Source organism: Thermodesulfobacteriota bacterium (genome assembly GCA_040753795.1).
GTDB lineage: Bacteria > Desulfobacterota > Desulfobacteria > Desulfobacterales > Desulfosudaceae > JBFMDX01.
The window spans coordinates 35,092-53,777 of record JBFMDX010000010.1 but is presented as its reverse complement, the minus strand read 5'-3'; the positions used below and the strand labels follow the sequence as shown (position 1 = coordinate 53,777).

The 18,686-nt window shown below is 55.3% G+C and carries 13 protein-coding genes; 5 read left to right on the top strand and 8 right to left on the bottom strand.

Annotation, left to right across the window (positions count from 1 at the left end):
• Window positions 1–89 precede the first annotated feature (89 nt).
• Together AB1724_12620 and AB1724_12615 are read left to right on the top strand one after the other, a co-directional pair.
• Window positions 90–983, top strand: a complete 894-nt coding sequence (locus AB1724_12620) for a Rossmann-like and DUF2520 domain-containing protein (GenBank protein ID MEW6078652.1) — start codon at window positions 90–92, stop codon at window positions 981–983.
• A 255-nt stretch (window positions 984–1,238) separates the two neighbouring features.
• Window positions 1,239–3,350 (top strand): HAMP domain-containing methyl-accepting chemotaxis protein, encoded by a 2,112-nt coding sequence (locus tag AB1724_12615; GenBank protein ID MEW6078651.1) that lies wholly within the window; start codon window positions 1,239–1,241, stop codon window positions 3,348–3,350.
• Between the two features lie 9 nt (window positions 3,351–3,359).
• On the opposite strand, the gene dnaE is transcribed toward AB1724_12615, so the two are convergent.
• Both dnaE and guaB read right to left on the bottom strand, forming a co-directional pair.
• Entirely contained in the window at window positions 3,360–6,911 is a 3,552-nt protein-coding gene (gene dnaE / locus AB1724_12610; protein ID MEW6078650.1) for a DNA polymerase III subunit alpha, read from the bottom strand.
• 318 nt (window positions 6,912–7,229) lie between these two features.
• The gene (gene guaB / locus AB1724_12605) at window positions 7,230–8,690 is read right to left on the bottom strand and encodes an IMP dehydrogenase (GenBank protein ID MEW6078649.1); all 1,461 of its coding nucleotides are present in this window, start codon (window positions 8,688–8,690) and stop codon (window positions 7,230–7,232) included.
• A 215-nt stretch (window positions 8,691–8,905) separates the two neighbouring features.
• On the opposite strand from guaB, the gene AB1724_12600 reads away from it, so the two are divergent.
• Window positions 8,906–9,514 (top strand): L-threonylcarbamoyladenylate synthase, encoded by a 609-nt coding sequence (locus tag AB1724_12600; GenBank protein MEW6078648.1) that lies wholly within the window; start codon window positions 8,906–8,908, stop codon window positions 9,512–9,514.
• Window positions 9,515–9,523: 9 nt separating this feature from the next.
• Here the strand turns inward: AB1724_12600 and sppA are convergent, their stop codons facing one another.
• From sppA to hisC, 4 genes are all read right to left on the bottom strand, one after another.
• On the bottom strand, window positions 9,524–10,423 hold the full coding sequence (sppA, locus tag AB1724_12595; GenBank protein ID MEW6078647.1) for a signal peptide peptidase SppA: 900 nt from the start codon (window positions 10,421–10,423) through the stop codon (window positions 9,524–9,526).
• Between the two features lie 167 nt (window positions 10,424–10,590).
• Complete coding sequence (locus AB1724_12590; GenBank protein ID MEW6078646.1) at window positions 10,591–12,378, bottom strand: 30S ribosomal protein S1; 1,788 nt, start codon at window positions 12,376–12,378, stop codon at window positions 10,591–10,593.
• A gap of 264 nt (window positions 12,379–12,642) precedes the next feature.
• The gene (cmk, locus tag AB1724_12585) at window positions 12,643–13,314 is read right to left on the bottom strand and encodes a (d)CMP kinase (protein ID MEW6078645.1); all 672 of its coding nucleotides are present in this window, start codon (window positions 13,312–13,314) and stop codon (window positions 12,643–12,645) included.
• The gene (hisC, locus tag AB1724_12580; GenBank protein ID MEW6078644.1) at window positions 13,311–14,399 is read right to left on the bottom strand and encodes a histidinol-phosphate transaminase; all 1,089 of its coding nucleotides are present in this window, start codon (window positions 14,397–14,399) and stop codon (window positions 13,311–13,313) included. The genes cmk and hisC overlap by 4 nt, the downstream gene beginning before the upstream one ends.
• A gap of 356 nt (window positions 14,400–14,755) precedes the next feature.
• On the opposite strand from hisC, the gene AB1724_12575 reads away from it, so the two are divergent.
• Together AB1724_12575 and AB1724_12570 are read left to right on the top strand one after the other, a co-directional pair.
• Complete coding sequence (locus AB1724_12575; protein MEW6078643.1) at window positions 14,756–15,928, top strand: DUF1343 domain-containing protein; 1,173 nt, start codon at window positions 14,756–14,758, stop codon at window positions 15,926–15,928.
• 14 nt (window positions 15,929–15,942) lie between these two features.
• Complete coding sequence (locus tag AB1724_12570) at window positions 15,943–16,626, top strand: ribonuclease H (GenBank protein ID MEW6078642.1); 684 nt, start codon at window positions 15,943–15,945, stop codon at window positions 16,624–16,626.
• Window positions 16,627–16,703: 77 nt separating this feature from the next.
• On the opposite strand, the gene AB1724_12565 is transcribed toward AB1724_12570, so the two are convergent.
• Together AB1724_12565 and AB1724_12560 are read right to left on the bottom strand one after the other, a co-directional pair.
• Window positions 16,704–16,919: a hypothetical protein gene (locus AB1724_12565; protein ID MEW6078641.1), complete on the bottom strand. Its 216-nt coding sequence runs from the start codon at window positions 16,917–16,919 to the stop codon at window positions 16,704–16,706.
• A gap of 144 nt (window positions 16,920–17,063) precedes the next feature.
• A complete protein-coding gene (locus tag AB1724_12560) occupies window positions 17,064–18,686 on the bottom strand; it encodes a hypothetical protein (protein ID MEW6078640.1) in 1,623 nt (540 codons plus the stop codon).

Below are 18,686 nucleotides of genomic sequence, written 5' to 3'. Positions count from 1 at the left end.
ACAAATCGGACCACCCCGGCATGTTGTCTTAAGCATCAGGGCGTGCTATACCAATTCCATATCGCGGAGAAATAAACGGAGGGATTAAGATGACGACAGCGGTTGCCATTATCGGCGGCGGCAAGCTCGGCACGGCCATGGGAAAGTACCTGGCCGCGGCCGGTTACCGGATCACCGGCGTCTGCTGCCGGACCATGGCATCCGCCCTCAAGGCGGCAGCCGCCATCGGAACGGGAAAGGCGGTGACCGATCCCTGGGAGATCACCCGGCCCGCGCAACTGGTGTTGCTGACGACCCCGGACGGGGAGATCGCCGGCGCTTATGCCTCCATCGTGGCGCACAACGGATTTTCTCCGGGAACGACCGTGCTCCATTGCAGCGGAGCGCATCCTTCCACGATTCTGACTTCCCCCGGCGCCGCCGGCGTCGCCAGGGGATCGTTCCACCCCCTGCAGAGTTTCGCCACCGTCGGCGCAACGGACAGCAACCCGTTTCAGGGAATCATGGCGGCCATCGAAGGTGATCCCCGGGCGCTGGAGGCGGCGGCGGCTCTGGGTAAAGCCCTCGGGGTCACTTGTTTTACCATTGCGACCGAGTCCAAGGTTTTGTATCACGCCGCCGCGGTGGTGGCGTCAAACTACCTGGTCGCGATCGTCGATATCGCCTTTTCCCTGCTGGAATCCGCCGGAATCAGGCGTCCTGACGCCATGACCATTCTTGCGCCGCTCATCCAGGGGACGCTGGCCAACATCAAAACCGCGGGCATTCCCGACGCGCTGACCGGACCGATCGCCAGGGGAGACACCAAAACCATCGCCGATCATGTGAACGGCATTTACGGGCACAAGAACGACCTGCTCGCCATTTACTGCCAGCTGGGGATCCATACCCTCCGCATCGCCCGGGACAAGGGATCTCTTCCGTCCTCCCGGATAGAAGAGATGGAACGGCTTTTTACCGACGCGCAGAACCGGTTGCCATGACATCCTTCTGACCGCGCCAGAGGCCCGTCATGCCCCGCGCCCTTTCAGGCGACTTCATGGACCCGCCGAGGGATAAGGATATCGGGTGGTTATCGGTTTTCGCGTGTTGACATATTTCATGTTTCGGCATATGATAAAAATTCATAAAAATTTCATATTATTTTTAAAGAACGGGCCCTTTGCCCGTTCAAAACAGCGGAGCGATGGAGAAAGCCCTGTTACGAAGCCGTAACCATTATGAAAAGGTAACTCACTATGCAACTCGGTAATAAAATCACGCTACGAATCAGTCTCGTTCTGGTGGTGCTGCTGGTCGCCCTCTCGATTGCCCTCTCCATATTGCTTTTTTCGCAAAACCGTCAATCCTCGCAACTGGCTATCAATCTGACGTTTAATATCATCCGCAAAAGCATTGACTCCATCAAGGAAAAGTTACTGGACCAGGCGGAAAGCGCCGCTGCCGCCAGCAACATGTGGATCAAGTTCAAACAAATGGCAAAGGAAGAAGCCGACGAGAAAACCGTTCTCACCGAAAGCGCCTTCCGGAATGTCGCCCACACCCTGTACACGATTATCCAGGACGGCGATACCCATAAAATCGCCATTTACGACATGGAGGGTGATCTGTCCGCCTTTGCCATGGAAAAAAACGGTCAGTCCGTCATCGGTTATCCTTTCCGGGACCAGGGTGAACAGATGGTTTATCTGACGGAACTGGGCGCCGACATGAACCTGCAGCAACAGGACTGGGCCACCCGCTCGGCCCTGCCCGAAATTGATCTGCGTTTTACCCAGAGTACCATTTTCGGCAACGAAAATATGGGCTTTGTTATTACGGATGGTTTCCTTTCAGTGGTCATCAGAACTCCCTCCACCGTCCTGGAATACAACATGGCAACGGACGCCATGGAACCGGTTCAGGTCGGATGGGTCGTTTCCTATCATCGATTCAACCAGAAATTTGCAGAAGACATGGCGAAATTAACGGAAACCGCCATCAACATCTTCATCGACCGGAAACTGACCTCCGGAACGCTGGCGTCATTTCAGCAGATTGCCAAGCAATACCCCGACATCTCATCGGAATGGCAGTTTGACCGGCAAAATATTTATCACGAAACCATAGACGTCAAGGGCAACGGCGGCTTCTTCGCCGGGTATCTGCCGATCTACAGCGAATCAAAGTGCATCGGCGTCATCGTTTCGCTGATATCCACCAAAACCGCCTGGACGCATACCTTGCAGGCGATAAAAACGCTGCTGATCGTTTTCTTTATCTGTTTTATCATTCTTATCCCCACCAACCAGTATCTGATCAAGCAAGCCATGCGCCCGATTTCCAAAGTCGTGGAAGGGTTAAGGGAAATCGCCAAAGGGGAAGGCGACCTTACCCGCCGGCTCAACATCAAGGGCGCCAACGAGGCGGACGAACTGGGTGAACTGGCGCACTGGTTCAACGTGTTCATCGAAAGCATGCATTCCATGATCAAAAATATCAGCGGGCATGCCTCTACCCTGAACAACTCGTCCAGCGACCTCTCCACCCTGGCCGGTGAAATGTCGCGCGGCGCCGAGACCGTTTCTCTTAAGGCGAACTCCGTGGCCCGGGCGGCGGAACAAATGAGCTCTAAAGTCAACTCCGTGGCCACCGCCATGGAAGAGGGATCGGCAACGCTGGATTCCATCGCCTCTTCCGCCGAAGAAATGACGGCGACCATCAGCGACATCGCCCAGCACTCCGGTAAAGCCAACCAGATAACCGAGCGGGCCGTACTGGAAACGAAAAAAGCCTCCCAGCAGATTGACGAACTGGGAAAGTCAGCCGAAGAAATCGGCATGGTCACGGAAGCAATCACGGAAATTTCCGAGCAGACCAACCTTCTGGCCTTAAACGCTACCATTGAAGCGGCCCGCGCCGGTGAGGCCGGAAAAGGGTTCGCCGTCGTCGCCGACGAGATAAAAGTGCTGGCGCGTCAAACCGCCGACGCCACGGAAAAAATAAAGGAAAAAATAGACGGGATCCAGAATTCCACCATGCTGACCGTGGAAGGAATCGATAATATCATCCGGGTCATCGAAGAGATCAACAGCATCGTTTCCACCATCGCCACGGCGGTGGAACAGCAATCCGTTACCACCAGGGAAATCGCCGCCAACGTGGGGCAGGCGTCCCAGGGGATCCAGGACACCAACAACGAGATCGCCTACAGTTCCTCGGCCGCCATCAGCATCGCCGACGAAATCGGCAACGTCGATCATTCGGCCGGAGAGATTTCTCGGACCAGCGCCAAAGTCAACAGCAGCGCCGAAGAGCTCAAAACGCTGTCGGAAAAACTGAATCAGATGGTCGGTAAATTCAAAGTGTAGGCGGCGACATCAATTGGGGCCTCTTCTGGCGTTGCCGCCGAAGCCGTTCTTCCGGGGAGACCTGCGGGGGCCCCATTGCTCCGCTCCCGGCAGCAGCTGACAGGTGGCCCGCACGGATCTGTACCCCAGCAGCCCGTCGATTCTATCCGTCAGGACACTACCCGGCGAGAGCTTTATCGAATCCGGCAGGGCGATGACCGTTTCCCCTCCGCTCGAGGAAATCAGGTGCAGGAAACCGTTGCAGGGCCCGGGATTCTCATTAAATATCTTTCTCAACTCGGACAGCGTGTCCCGGGTGGCGGTATCGGCGTTTATGGTGCAATGCACGCTGGGCCGCCAGGCTTCAGGCGCTTTTTCGATCGGCACGATCCGGTCCGCCTGGAGGGTAATGGTGGACTCGGACTTTTCCAGGGTTCCTTCCGCGAATACCGGCACGTCCTCAGCCAGAAAATCCGCGACCACCTTGAAGACATCCGGAAACACGACGACTCTTAAAGGGCCGTATATGTCCTCAATCACCAGGTTGGCCATCTGTTTGTCCGTCTTGGTGCGCTTCCGGATGATGGTGGTGATGGTACCGCCGATGATGACATGAGCCTTGTCGTTCATCTCGCGGATAGTGACCGAATCCGCGTTGGCGTATCGGGCCAGCAGGTCCCGGAAATTGGACAATGGATGCCCGCTAACGTAGAATCCCAGGGCTTCTTTTTCAAAGGCCAGTCGCTGCTTCTCCGGCCATTCCGGCAGTTCCGGCAGAACCGGCGCGTTGATGGTATTATTGACGTCACCCATGTCAAAAAAGGTCATCTGGGCATCGGCCCGTTCCCGCTGGACTGTCTGGCCGTGAGACAGGGCGTCTTCAAGCGCCGCCATCATTCTGGCCCGCTCCGCTCCGGTGGAATCAAAAGCGCCGCACTTGATCAGGCTTTCCACGACTTTCTTGTTCACCTTGAAAAGACTGACGCGCTCACAGAAATCAAACAGAGAAGTATACCGGCCGTCTTTCCGGCGTTCTTCAACGATCACTTCAATGGCCGCTTCCCCCACGTTTTTGACCGCCAGCAGACCGAACCGGATTTTTGCGTCCACCACGGCGAACCGCTTTTCGCTCTCGTTGATGTCCGGCGGCAGGATTTCAATGCCGGCCGTGCGGCACTCGGCAATGAACTTGACGACGTCATCGGGATGCGACATGGCGCTGGTCAGCAGCGCCGCCATGAATTCGACCGGGAAATGGGCTTTTAAAAAAGCCGTCTGGTAAGCTATCAGGGCATAGGCGGCGCTGTGCGACTTGTTGAAGCCATAGCCGCCGAAGTACTCCATCTGCTCGTAGATTTCCCGGGCCCGGGCCTCGTTGATGTTGTTTTTAACCGCTCCGGCGACAAAATAATCCCGGTGTTCGGCCATCTTTTCCTTGATCTTCTTGCCCATGGCCTTGCGCAGGTCATCCGCCGTCCCCAGGCTGTAACCGCCCAGAACCTGGGCGATCTTCATGACCTGCTCCTGATAAAGGATAACGCCGTGCGTCTCCTTTAAAATCGGCGCCAGTTCCGGAACCAGGTACTCCACTTTCCTGCGGCCGTGCTTTCTTTCGATGAAATCCTCGATCATGCCGCTGCCCAGGGGGCCCGGCCGGTACAACGCCACCAGGGCGACGACATCGGCAAACGCCGCCGGCTTCATCTTGACCAGCAGTTCCTTCATACCGGAACTTTCCAGCTGGAAAACACCGGTGGTATCCCCCCGGGAAAGAAGCTGATAGGTCGAAAGATCATCCAGCTTCAGCCGGGACATGTCGGGCGGCGTCCGGCCCTGACTTTCCAGCAGGGTCAGGGTGTCCTGAATAACCGTCAGGTTGCGCAGACCCAGCAGATCCAGCTTGACCAACCCGATGGCCTCGACGCACTTCATGTCGTACTGGGTGGACACTTCCCCTTCATTGACCGAATAAAGCGGAACATACTCGAACAGGGGCCGGTCCCCGATGACCACGCCGGCCGCATGGGTCGAGGCGTGCCGCGGCAGGCCCTCCAGGACGCGACTGGCCTTCATCAGCTCGCCGAATTCCGGCTTGGAGCCGATCAATTCCTTAAGCGCCGGCTCTTTTTCCAGGGCATCATCCAGGCTCTTGCTGTCCGGGGGGATCAGCTTGGCGATCCGGTCAACCTCATACAGCGGGATATCCAGCACACGACCCACATCGCGAATGGCGGCCCGGCTCTTCATGGAACCGAACGTGATAATGTGGGCCACGTATTCGTCACCGCCGTACTTTTCCACCAGATACTTAAAGACCCGGTCCCGGCCGTTGATGCAGATATCCACGTCGATATCCGGCATGCTTTTCCGTTCCGGATTCAGGAATCGTTCGAACAGCAGGCCATGTTCAATCGGATCAAGATCGGTGATGCCCAGGCAGTACGACACCAGACTGCCGGCCGCCGATCCGCGACCGGGGCCCACCGGGATGCCGCAGTTCTTGGCATATTCGATAAAATCCGCCACGATCATGAAATAACCCGGGAACTCCATCTTCTTGATAACGGAGATTTCATAGGCCAGGCGTTCCTCGTATACGAATTCATTCACACCGGGGTTGTTCTCCCGGATCCGCTCTTTTTTCCGTTCAAAACCGGCCCTGACCTTCTCATCGAAAACATCATCCACCGTTTTTTCCGCCGGCGTTTCAAAACGGGGAAAATGCAGGGTTTTGAAATCCAGCGCCACATTGCATCGGCCGGCGATGGCCACCGTGTTGTCGGCGGCGCCGGGAAAATCCTGAAAAAAAGCGCGCATTTCATGACGGGGTTTGAAATTGAGCTGATCGGTCTCGAACTTCATGCGATCCGCGTCATAGATGGTCTTGCCGGTTTGCAGACACAGGAAGAGTTCATGGGTTCCGCTGTCGCCGGAATCCAGGTAATGGCAGTCATTGGTGCCGACCAGGGGGATGGACAGCCGCCGGCTCATGTCCAGCAGGGCTTCATTGACCGCAACCTGCTCTTTAACGCCGTTGTTCTGCACTTCCAGAAAAAACCGGTCCTCGCCGAATATTTTCTGGAATTCCCGCGCCGCCGCGTCCGCCTCCGCCACCCTTCCTTTAGTCAGCGACTGAGGGATCTGCCCTTTCAGGCAGGCGGACAGGGCAATCAGTCCCGACCCATACTGCCGCAGCAAATCCTTATCGATGCGGGGTTTATGATAAAACCCCTTGATGGAGGCGATGGACGCCAGACGGCAGAGATGATGATATCCCTCCATATTCTCCGCCAGCAGCACCAGATGGGAGAGCCCTTCATGATCCTGGGGGGTTTTGTCGGCAATGGTTCTGGGCGCCAGATAGCATTCGCATCCGATGACCGGTTTCAGTCCGGCCTTGACCGCCTCCTTATAAAAATGAACGACACCGAACATGACGCCGTGGTCGGTAATGGCCACGGAATGCATGCCGTATTCCACGGCACGCCGCATAAGGGATTCCAGCCGGATAATACCGTCCAGAAGGCTGTATTCCGTATGAACGTGCAGATGGACAAAATCCTGGGAAGGGATATCGGTCATTGCTCTTTCCGGGAAGTTTTAAGTTTTAAGTGATTAAGTTTTAAGTTTTAAGTGTATCTCTAAAAATTAAAATTTTGGTTCGAGGTCAAGGGGTACGAAAATTTTAACCGGATGAATACATTGAAGTATTTCGATGATTAAAATTTGAGCACAACGCCGACATCGGGCCAAAAGGCAATTTTCAGAGGTGCTCTTAAGTTTTAAGTGATTAAGTTTTAAGTGTTAAGGAATATAAGCCTAAACCCCTGAACACCTAACCACTTAACACTTAAAACTTAAAACTTAACACTTAAAACTTAATCACTTAAAACTTTTCTTTTATTCTACCCGATAATTGGGCGCTTCCTTGGTGATGATGACGTCATGGACGTGGCTCTCGCGGAGGCCCGCGGCGGTTATTTTCACAAACCGGCCCCGTTCCCTGAGTTCGTCGATCGTCCGGCAGCCGAGATATCCCATTCCGGCCTTCAACCCACCGATGAGTTGAATGATGTTGTTGGCGATGGTCCCCCGGTAGGGAACGCGACCGACGATGCCCTCCGGGACCAGGCGGCTGTCATCCACGTCGTCCGTCTGATAATACCGGTCCTTGCTGCCCTGCTTCATCGCCTCCACCGAACCCATGCCGCGGTAAACCTTGTAACTGCGGCCCTGGAACAGGATCGTTTCGCCGGGACTTTCTTCGGTTCCGGCAAACAGCCCGCCGAGCATGACGGTGTGGGCCCCGGCCGCGATGGCCTTGGTGATATCCCCGGAATACTTGATGCCGCCGTCGGCGCACAGGGGAACGTCGGTCTTGTTGGATATGGATTTGCAGTTCATGATGGCCGACAGCTGCGGCATGCCCACCCCGGCCACCACCCGTGTGGTGCAGATCGATCCCGGCCCGATTCCGATCTTGACCCCGTCGGCACCGGCCTCGATCAGCTCTTCGGCTCCCTTGGCGGTACAGACATTGCCGGCGATCACCTCGGCGTCCTTAAAACCGCTTTTGATCATCTTCAGCGTCCGGATCACATTGGCCGAATGGCCGTGAGAGGTATCAATTAATATGACATCCGCGCCGGCCCTCAACAGGGCCTCCACCCGTTCGGCCGTTTCGCTGCTGACACCGACGGCCGCGCCCACGCGAAGCCTTCCCAAACTGTCTTTGCAGGCCTGCGGGAACTTTTTCAGTTTTTCAATATCTTTCATGGTGATCATGCCGACCAGGCCGCCGGCCTTGTCCACCACCAGGAGTTTTTCGATCTTGTGGCGATGGAGCAGCTCCTTTGACTCCTCCAGGGTAATGCCCTCGGGGACGGTTATCAGGTTCTTGCTGGTCATCACCTCGGAGACCTTGCGGTTCAAATCCCCTTCAAAACGAAGGTCCCGGTTGGTGACGATGCCCACCAGCTTGCTGCCCCTGGTGACCGGTACCCCGGAGATATTGTATTCCTTCATCAGGCTGAGTACCGCGCTGATGGGCTGGTCCGGTTCCGTGGTCACGGGGTTGACAATCATGCCGCTTTCGGACTTTTTCACCCGCCCGACCTCCAGGGCCTGGTTCTCTATGCTCATGTTTCTATGGATAATACCGATCCCTCCGGCCCGGGCCATGCTGATGGCCGTGGCTGATTCGGTAACCGTATCCATGGCCGCGCTGACGATGGGAATATTCAAGATGATGCTCTTCGTCAGCCGGGTGGAGGTGACCACATCTTCCGGCAGCACATCGGAGTAACTGGGGATCAGCAGCACATCATCAAACGAGTAAACTTCTTCCGGGGACATTTTCATGACCATTGAACCTCCGAACACTTTTTTCATGACAAAAAATGAAATTCTTGTTTTGGCGATAAGGCACCGGCTCCGGGAGAGCTGTTTAGCATCCCATAACAAAAGATAATTTACTTTACAATCTTTTTTATTTTGATATTACATGGCCTCAAACCCGACGAAAATACCGGGAAACCGCAATGACAGCGGCAACGGAATAACGCGGATATTGGATTATGATCATTCGTATCAACCCGGACAACCCTCAACAGCGACTGGTCGACAGGGTGGTGGATATCCTTCGGGACGGAGGAATCATCGCTTACCCCACGGATACCTATTACGGTATCGGATGCGACATCACTTGCAAGAAAAGCGTGGAGAAAATCTACGCCATGAAACAGCGGACGCGGACCAAGCCCTTCAGCATTATCTGCTGCGACCTGAAAAACATCAGCGATTATGCCAAGGTCAGCAATTACGCTTACAAAACCATGAAACGGCTGTTGCCGGGCCCCTACACCTTTATCCTGGAGGGATCCCGCCTGCTGCCGCAGATTTTAATGACCAAAAGAAAAACCGCCGGCATCCGGGTGCCTGCTCACGCCATCTGCCTGGATATCGTCCGCAGGCTGGGCCATCCCATCCTCTCCACCAGCGCCACCAGCCCGGACGAGACGGTATTTGACGACCCCTCGTTTATCGACGACCATTACGGCCGGCAGATCGACGTGGTCATCGACGGCGGGCCGGTCCCGTCACAACCATCCAGCGTGATTTCCCTTATTAATGATGAGCCTGAAGTGATAAGAGAGGGGTTGGGGGATATCGGTATTTTTCAATAAAGTTGTTGTTTATCTTCCAGGCTGGAAAAGATACCCGCCGGACAGCCCGCCCAGCTGGGTGGTGATGTGACCAACCCATTCCACGGCCGACATGCCGGAGATCCACTCCAGCAGCGAAAAAGGCTCCTCTTTGGGGGGATACACGGAAACGACATCGCCTTCAATTCCGGCCATCCGCCCGGCCATTTCAATGGCGTCCTCCAGGTTGCCCAGGTTATCGATCAGGCCGATTTCCCGGGCCTTTTTTCCGGAGAATACCCGGCCGTCGGCCAGTTGTCGGACCGCCGCCACGTCCATGCCACGGCCCGTGGCAACATCATTGATAAACTGGTCGTGGAGATCCCCGGCGAATTCCTGGAGAAGCGCACGCTCCGCTTCCGTCATTGTCCTGACCGGAGAGGCGATGTCCTTGTACTCACCGCTTTTGATGACCACCGGCGAAAGCCCGATTTTACCAAACAGTTCTTCCAGGTTGGTATAGCTCATGATGACGCCGATGCTGCCGGTGATGGTGCCGGGGTTGGCCATGATTGTGTCGGCCGCCGCGGCGATATAGTACCCCCCGGAAGCGGCTACGGAACCCAGGGAGGCGACGATCTTCTTCTTCCCGGCGGTTTTGCGGATCTCCCGGTATATCTCCTGGGCCGGCCCCACCGCCCCTCCGGGAGAGTCGATCCGGACAACAACGGCTTTGATGGAAGGATTTTCCCGGAATGTCTTTAAATCCGAAATGACGCCGCCGGCATCCATGATGGCGCCGATGACTTCGACAATTCCCACCTTTTCTCCCAGTTCGAGGGAAGCAGGGTCCGAAAGGACAAAAAGCGCCGAAAGGACAACGGCGGCACTCAACGCCATGCCGGTAAAAATCAGGATAAAAAATAAAAACGGATGCCTTCTGGAAAACATCACGCCCCTCCGACAGGATAAAAATCGAGTGACCTTAAAAAGAAAACCGGGAACCGGCAGCCGGTTCCCGGTTTTTGCTGTATTGTTTTCTCGTCCGACCCGTCATGGAGTCAAATCAAGGCGCTGTCGAATGGCTTTCATTTCATCCGACTTCGCCGGGCATGCCGTTATTTTGCTCCCGGGTCTTCAGCCGCGTCCTTGTCCTTATTGCCTTTCTTGCCGATATCGCTCAATCCTTCCTGGAGGTTCTCCCGCAGCAGTTCCCCGAAAGCGGAACGGGCCGGCTTGGAATTATCGACATAATCCTTGAGAAGGCTCTTTTCATCATCTATTTCAAGCCGTTTAATGGACAGGCCGATCTTCCGCTCATCCACGTTCACGTTCATGACGCGGGCCGTCAGTTCCGCACCCACCTCGTACTGCCCGACCGGTGTCTTGATCCGTTCGGTGCTGATCTCCGACACATGGACCAGTCCTTCGATCCCCTCTTCCAGTTCCACGAAAATCCCGAAATCGGTCACGTTGGTGACCAGGCCGGAAACCTTGGTCCCGATGGGATACCGTTCCCTGACGCTTTCCCAGGGGTCGGCCTCGAGCTGTTTGATGCCCATGGAAAACCGTTCGTTTTCCTTGTCGATCTCCAGAACCACGGCCTGGACGACATCGCCCTTCTTATAGATCTCGGAGGGGTGCTTGATGCGTTTGGTCCAGGAGATGTCCGAGATATGAACCAGCCCGTCGATGTCATCGTCGATGCCGATGAACAGACCGAAGTCGGTGATATTCTTGATCCGGCCTTCGATGACCGTTCCCACCGGATACTTTTCGCTGACGACTTCCCAGGGATTCGGTTCAATCTGCTTCATGCCCAGGGAGATGCGCCGGTTGTCCGGCTGAACGTCCAGGACGACCGCCTCCACTTCCTCACCGACATTCACCACCCGGGAAGGATGGCGGACCTTCCGGGTCCAGGAAATTTCGGATACATGAATCAGGCCTTCCACGCCCTCTTCCAGCTCGATGAAAATGCCGTAGTTGGTGATGCTGACCACTTTTCCGGACACTCTCTTGCCGACCGGATATTTTTCGCTGACAAAGGTCCAGGGATCCGGCGACAACTGTTTCATGCCCAGAGAAATCTTTTTCTTGTCCAGGTCAAAAGAAAGCACCTTCAGTTTGATATTGTCGCCGACCTTGAACATCTCCGCCGGATGACGGACCCGGCCCCAGGAAATATCGGTGATGTGGAGCAGACCGTCCACGCCGCCGAGGTCAACGAACACGCCGTATTCGGTGATGTTCTTTACGATGCCGTCCAGCACCTGGCCTTCGGCGATATTCTCCAGGACCTCGGCGCGCTTGGCTTTCAGATCCTGTTCCAGCAGCACGCGCCGGGACAGCACGATATTATTGCGGCGCCGGTTATATTTGAGCACCTTGAAGTCATAGGTCTGGCCGACCATCTCGTCGAAATTCCGGATGGGCCGCAGATCGGCCTGGGAACCCGGCAGAAAGGCCTGAAGTCCGACGTCCACGGAAAAACCGCCCTTGACCCGGCTGACGATAACGCCCTTGATGATACCGTCTTTGTCGTAGGTGTCCTTGATCGTTTCCCAGACTTTGACCTTGACGGCCTTTTCCTTGGACAGGACCAGGGTTTCGCTTTCTTCGTCCCAGTACTCGATCATCACGTCGACAGGATCGCCGACGTTGAGCTTGGCCTTGCCTTCTTCGCCCCGGAATTCGTTGGTTTTGATCTGGCCTTCGGATTTGTAGCCGATATCCACCAGCACGTAGTCCTTGTCCACGGAGACGATGGTTCCCGTGACCACTTCGCCTTCGGCGAACTGCTTGATGCTGTCTTCATACATCCCCATCAGGGCTTCCATGCTCTCGCCGGACGATTCGCCCTGCCCGGCTTCCTGCAGATCCAGATCGTCGTCATCTTCCATCATGTCTTTGTTGTTTGTTAATTTGTTTACCATGTAACTTTAAACCCCCTTACCTTATTTTATTTGGCTGTACCATGACAGCTTAAACAACCTTGGCAACCTATCAACACGCCATTCAAAAAGCAAACAAAAAAATAATATGCATACCGGGATATTCTCTTTCTCGATTCATGCCGGGTTTCGCGATCAGCCGGGACGGGAATGGACACGTTTTAAGGTTTTAGGGCATACAACACTTAACACTTAACACTTTAAAACTTAAAACCCTTACGTCTTACTGCGTCCCCGGATATGCTCCATCATGAAATCGACGACCTGGTCCGGAGTACGATTCGTGGAGTCGACCATGATGGCGTCTTCGGCGGGTTTCAGCGGGGCGTGGCTGCGGGTCTGGTCATTGTGGTCCCGGAGCCGGATGTCATCGGCCACCTGTTCCAGGGTCAGGCCGGCGCCCGGCGGAAGTTCCTTGAACCGTCTCAGGGCTCTGGCCTCAACGGCGGCGCTCAAAAAAAACTTGACGTCGGCCCCGGGGAAAACCACGGTGCCCGTATCCCGGCCCTCGAACACGGCCCGCTTATCCTGGCCCATCTTCCGCTGGAGCCCCAGCAGGAACTCCCTGACCACGGGCCGGGCGGAAACCGCCGAAGCCATCATGCTGATCTCCGGTGTCCGGATCCGGCCGGAGATATCGACCCCGCCGGATAGCAGGCGGGAGCCGTCCGGGCCGACGACCAACTCCAGGGTCAGGCCGGAACACAGGGCGGCCAGCCCGGCATCATCGCCGGCGTCAACCCCTTTTTCCCTGGCCGCCAGGGCGATGCCCCGGTACAGGGCGCCGGTATCCACGTAGCGATAACCCAGCCGCCCGGCCAGCTGGCGGCTGACGGTGGTTTTACCGGCCCCGGCCGGGCCGTCGATCGTAATCACCATATCTCTCATGATAACACCTTCTCCAGGGCCTCGATGAAACGGACGTTTTCTTCCGGCAGGCCGGCGTTGACCCGCAGGTATGTCGGATACCCGTATGACGTCATGGAACGGACAATCACCCCTTCCCGTAAAAGCGCTGTAAACACCTCATCCGCGTTCCGCTCCACATCCAGCAGGAAAAAGTTGGACTGGGTGGGGAAGCAGGTGACGCCCATCCGTTTCAGTTCCCGGAATAAAAAATCCAGTCCATCATGTACGACCTGCCGGGTCTTTTGGAGGAAAGCATCATCATCCAGGGCGGCCACGGCCGCCACCTGGGCCAGGGACCCGACGTTAAAGGGCTGCCGGACCCGGTTCAGCAGGGACACCATTTCCGGCGGCATGAAGCCGTAGCCCACCCGCAGGCCGGCCAATCCGTAAATCTTTGAAAAGGTCCGCAGGGCCGCCAGGGGACGTCCGTCATCCAGAAAGTCGAGGCTGTCGGCGCAGGCGGGGTCCCGGGCGAACTCCACGTAGGCTTCATCCAGAACGACCGTCACCGTTTCCGGGATGTTTTTCAGAAAATCCCCGAACCGGTCCGCGGGGAAAATCGTGCCCGCGGGATTGTGGGGGTTGGTCAGAAATATCATCCGTGTTTTCGATGTGACCGCGCCGGCGATATCATCCAGATCGACGGCCAGTGAGCGCAGGGGCACAAAGACCGGCCGGGCATTGGAAACGCGCGTCATGATCTCATACATGGAAAAGGACGGCCGGCTCATGATGACCTCGTCCCCGGGATAGAGCAGGGCCCGGGTCAGCATGCCGATGATGTCGTCGGACCCGCTGCCCAGGATGATATTTTCCGGCCGGACCCCGAATTTTTCGGAAAGCTTCCGGACCAGGTAATAACCGCTGCCGTCCGGGTAGCGGTGCAGCCGGGAAAGCGCCTGGCTGATGGCCTCCAGGGCCAGCGGGGACGGCCCCAGGGGATTTTCATTGGAGGCCAGCTTGATGGAGCCGGTCAAACCGTATTCTCTTTCCAGTTCCTCGATCGGCTTGCCGGGAGCGTAAGGTTTGACGGCCAGGACGTATTCGGGCGGTTGTAACTTCATCGCTTGTTTCTCCAAGACGGCAACACAAAAAGCGGGTCGTCTTCAAAATTCACTTTTTACAAATTCATCAATTATGATAGCATCTTTTCAATTTTCACCGGGCCTGGATTTTGATGAACCGGTTATAATATGCTCGTTTCTTTTTGTAAATAGTGCCCATCCTTTTTATAACATGAGCAAAGCAGCAGTTTCCAATCCAGAAAGGTGAATTTTTCCGCAAGGTCAAGGAAAACAAGGGGTTTTGCGGAGGCGTACTTAAAGTACGCCGCACAAAAAGCCCCGTCGTTTGACGCAGAGATTGCGGAAAAAGGCCATTTATGGATGGAAACTAAATATATTTCCCCGGAGCAGAACCCATGCGGACCCGAACCGGTTTAGAGGTATTGTGCGAAAATCCTTCCCGTTATCTTCCGGGAGAACGCCTTGGCATCCTGGCTAACCCGGCCTCCGTGGACAGCCGGTTTGTCCATGCCCGGGACCGGATCAGCCAGGCGTTTCCCGGACGCGTCGTTGCCCTGTATGCCCCCCAGCACGGTTTTTTTGCCGACAAGCAGGACAACATGAAAGCCTCTGACAATTTCGTCGATCCGGAACTGGGCGTCCCCGTATTCAGCCTTTACGGCCAAACCCGCATCCCCACCCCGGAGATGATGGCGCCCATCGACACCCTGATCATCGATCTCCAGGACGTGGGCACCCGCGTTTATACCTTTATCTACACCATGGCCTACTGCCTGGAAGAGGCCAGGCGCCACGGCAAGCAGGTGGTGGTGCTGGACCGTCCCAACCCGGTCGGCGGGAACATCGTGGAAGGCAACCTGCTGATCCCGGAATACGCCTCCTTTGTCGGCCGGTTCCCCATTCCCATGCGGCACGGCCTGACTGTCGGCGAAGTGGCCCGGCTGTTCAATGACCACTTTGAAATCGGCTGTGACCTGACGGTGGTCCCCATGGAAAACTGGCGGCGGGACATGTTCTTTGAACAGACCGGCCTGCCCTGGGTGGCGCCGTCCCCGAACCTGCCCACGCCCGTATCCGCCGTGGTCTATCCCGGACAGGTCATCTGGGAAGGCACGAACGTGTCGGAAGGCCGCGGCACCACCCGCCCCTTTGAGCTTTTCGGGGCGCCCTTTATTGACCCCAGGGAAATAACGGCGGTCATCGGCCCGGAAGGGCTTGCCGGCGCCGTTCTCCGCCCGGTGCTGTTCGAGCCTACCTCGAACAAGTGGGCGGGACAGCCCTGCCGGGGATTCCAGATCCACCCAACCGAACCGGGCCGGTTCCGGCCCTACTCGGCTTCCCTGGCCCTGTTGCGGGCGGTCCTGCGACTGTACCCGGACCGGTTCGCCTGGAGCAAGGAGCCCTATGAATATGAATACGAGAAACCGGCCATCGACCTGATCCTGGGAAACCCGGAGATCCGTCGTCGCCTGGAACAACAGGAGCCCATCGAAAGCCTGGAAGCATCCTGGACCGAAGACCTGGATCGATTCTCCGCTGTCAGCAGAGAATATTTTCTTTATAAATAAAGGCGCATGAAACCGTGAGCGACGACAAACCGGGCTGGAAACGAATGGCCTTTAAAGGCAACAAGGTCTGGATGGCCCTTGATGAAGAGCAGCGGCCACTGGAAAAAGACGGCAAGGTACTCATCAAGTACCAGGTGAACCAGGATTACGAATACTGGGTCCACAAAAGCAGCGTGGCTCCCGTGGAACAAATCGGCCGGTCCGCTGGGCAGAAAAAAACAGGGGACAAGAAAAGCCGGGACAAGAGAAGCGACGGGGCGGAAGCCAGCGGAGACATCACGGCAAACCTGCCGGACAATGCCGTCCTGGCGTTTACCGACGGCGCCTCATCCGGCAATCCCGGGCCTTCCGGCATCGGTGTCCTGCTCCGTTATAAGGACAAGGAGAAATGCATCTCCCGGTTCATCGGCCAGGCCACCAACAACATCGCCGAGCTCACGGCCATCCAGGCGGCGCTTCTGGAAATCAAAAACAAAAAACTGCCCGTAAGGATATTTACGGACAGCGCCTATGCCCACGGCGTGCTGACGCTGGGGTGGAAACCCAAGAAAAACAATGAACTGATTCAATCCATCCAAAAGACCATGGCCGGATTCAGGGACTTGAAACTGATCAAGGTCAAAGGCCACGCCGGCATTCCTGAGAACGAAACGGCCGACCGTCTGGCCGTGGCCGCCATAGAAGAACATTCCGGGTAGAAATTCCCAAACAAAAAGCCCGCGCTTTACCCAAGCGCGGGCTTTTAAACTCGTGTTATCGACCGGTCGATCTTCCGCTACTTCAACTCTTTATCTTCAGAAGCGGCGTTCGCCCCCTCGTTCTTCCAGGTATCCTTGAGCTCGTCAAATCCCAGATAAAGCGCCAGGCAGCCGACCAGCAGAAGTACCAGCGGAAGCGTTCCCGCCAGAATCTGCAAGAAAGCATCAAACCAGACGGCCAGCAGAATAAGACCAACTACCGACGCGATCGCGCCACCAACCAGTGTTTTCATCAGGTATCCCTCCTTTTTAATCTCAACTTATTTTGTCCATTAAATCGTTAACAGGCTCATCTCTAAAACAACCGGCTCCAAGTAAGGTTTTGGATTATAACACATCAATCATCACTTACAAGTCAAAAATAATTTTTTTAAAAATTAACGAAGCCGGTTCAACTCGACCCGGACCTGCGCGGGGTCTTCAATCAGGACCACACCTTTTTTTCCCGGCCCGTCATCCTTCTTGATTATCAACGTTCTCGGAGGCAGAAAATCATTGTTCCCCTGTCTCTGGATATAGACCAGTGGTTTCAGGGCATTATACAGCGGGTTGACATGAAGCGATTGCAGCGCCCGGCTGGCTGACTTCAGGGACAAACCAGCCGCCCGGTAATAGAATCCAAGAAACGCCCGATCTGAATTGGCAATCACCAGATCAGCCAGTCTTTCCGCCTCTTCCGCCGCGTTGACCAGTTGGATAATATCGCTTTCCGGAGAATAGGCGGCTATTTTCGCGGCAAGATCGGTGGCTTTTTGAATGGTAAACAACCGGTCATTGTTCATGTGAATATAGACCAGGGTGCCCAGCCACAATACCATCATGGATACCAGATAAGCGGGAAAAACATATTTCAACATTTTTTCCCGGTGGAAAGTCGACACCGCTCTCCATATAAAATAAAAGCTGCAAAACCACAACCCGGAATGATAGATCCAGTGGTTAAAAAGTCGAAACACGTAAAGCAGCATCATATAAAAAATGAGGGTAAACAGAGCGATGACGCCGAAACGGTCTTCCAGAGAAAGCGGCTTGCCTTGTCTGAACCGTCTTACCAGACTTGATATGGTCTGCCCCAGCCCGAGAACAAGGTAGAGGTGCGCCGCCATTGTTATAACCGACAGCACGCTGATCATGATGGAAAAATTTTCATGCCGGTCAAAATACTCATCCGGAATCAACTGAAACAAATCGTAGCTGTACCAGATTCCACCGGACACTGCTGTAAACAGCCAGGCCAGAGAGACGGATCTTTCCGGAAAAGGATAGTCTCCGGGGAAACCTCTTGTATAGAACTGCTGCGCTATTTTCATCAGATAAGGCGAGCAAACCGCCAGCGCCCCCAGGGTGATCACCAGTACGCCCAGACGGTGTTGCCTCACCCAGCCATATTCGAAAACGGAAAAGCATAAAACAAAAGGAATCGCGGCGATCATTCCCCGGTGACTGTTATGGACCAGAGCAACGATACAAACCGCCAGAAACGATAAGGAAACGTATCCCTTATGATGATAAAACCAGGCGTAACACACAAACAACATCATGGACAGGACCACCAGAAAGCTGCTGTCTTCTATCTGCCTGCTTAAAGCGTAAAAACATAACGATGGGAAAATGATTAATATCGGATAGTTATAAAACTGCAAAATTCTGGAAAGATACCATAATCCCGCCAGACTGGCGCAAAGCACCATCAGTTGTTTGACGGCGATAATTTTAACGACATCATGGGTAACCAGCAAAAACAACTGATACACCCAGATCGTCAGGGGATGAGGGATGGCAGCCGTACTGCCGCCGCGCTGATAAGAAGCCAGCCGGTGAGCGCTGTTGGCCTGTAAAGCCAGATCCAGTATTTCCGCCTGTTCATTACCCGCCCAGAACGAATCACCCGGCCAGACGAGGGACACGGACAGCGCCGCTATCACACACACAAAAAATTTCCAGTCTTTACGCACGATATGGGCCCGGTCCATGCGGTCAATCCTTATGCCCGTCTTCAC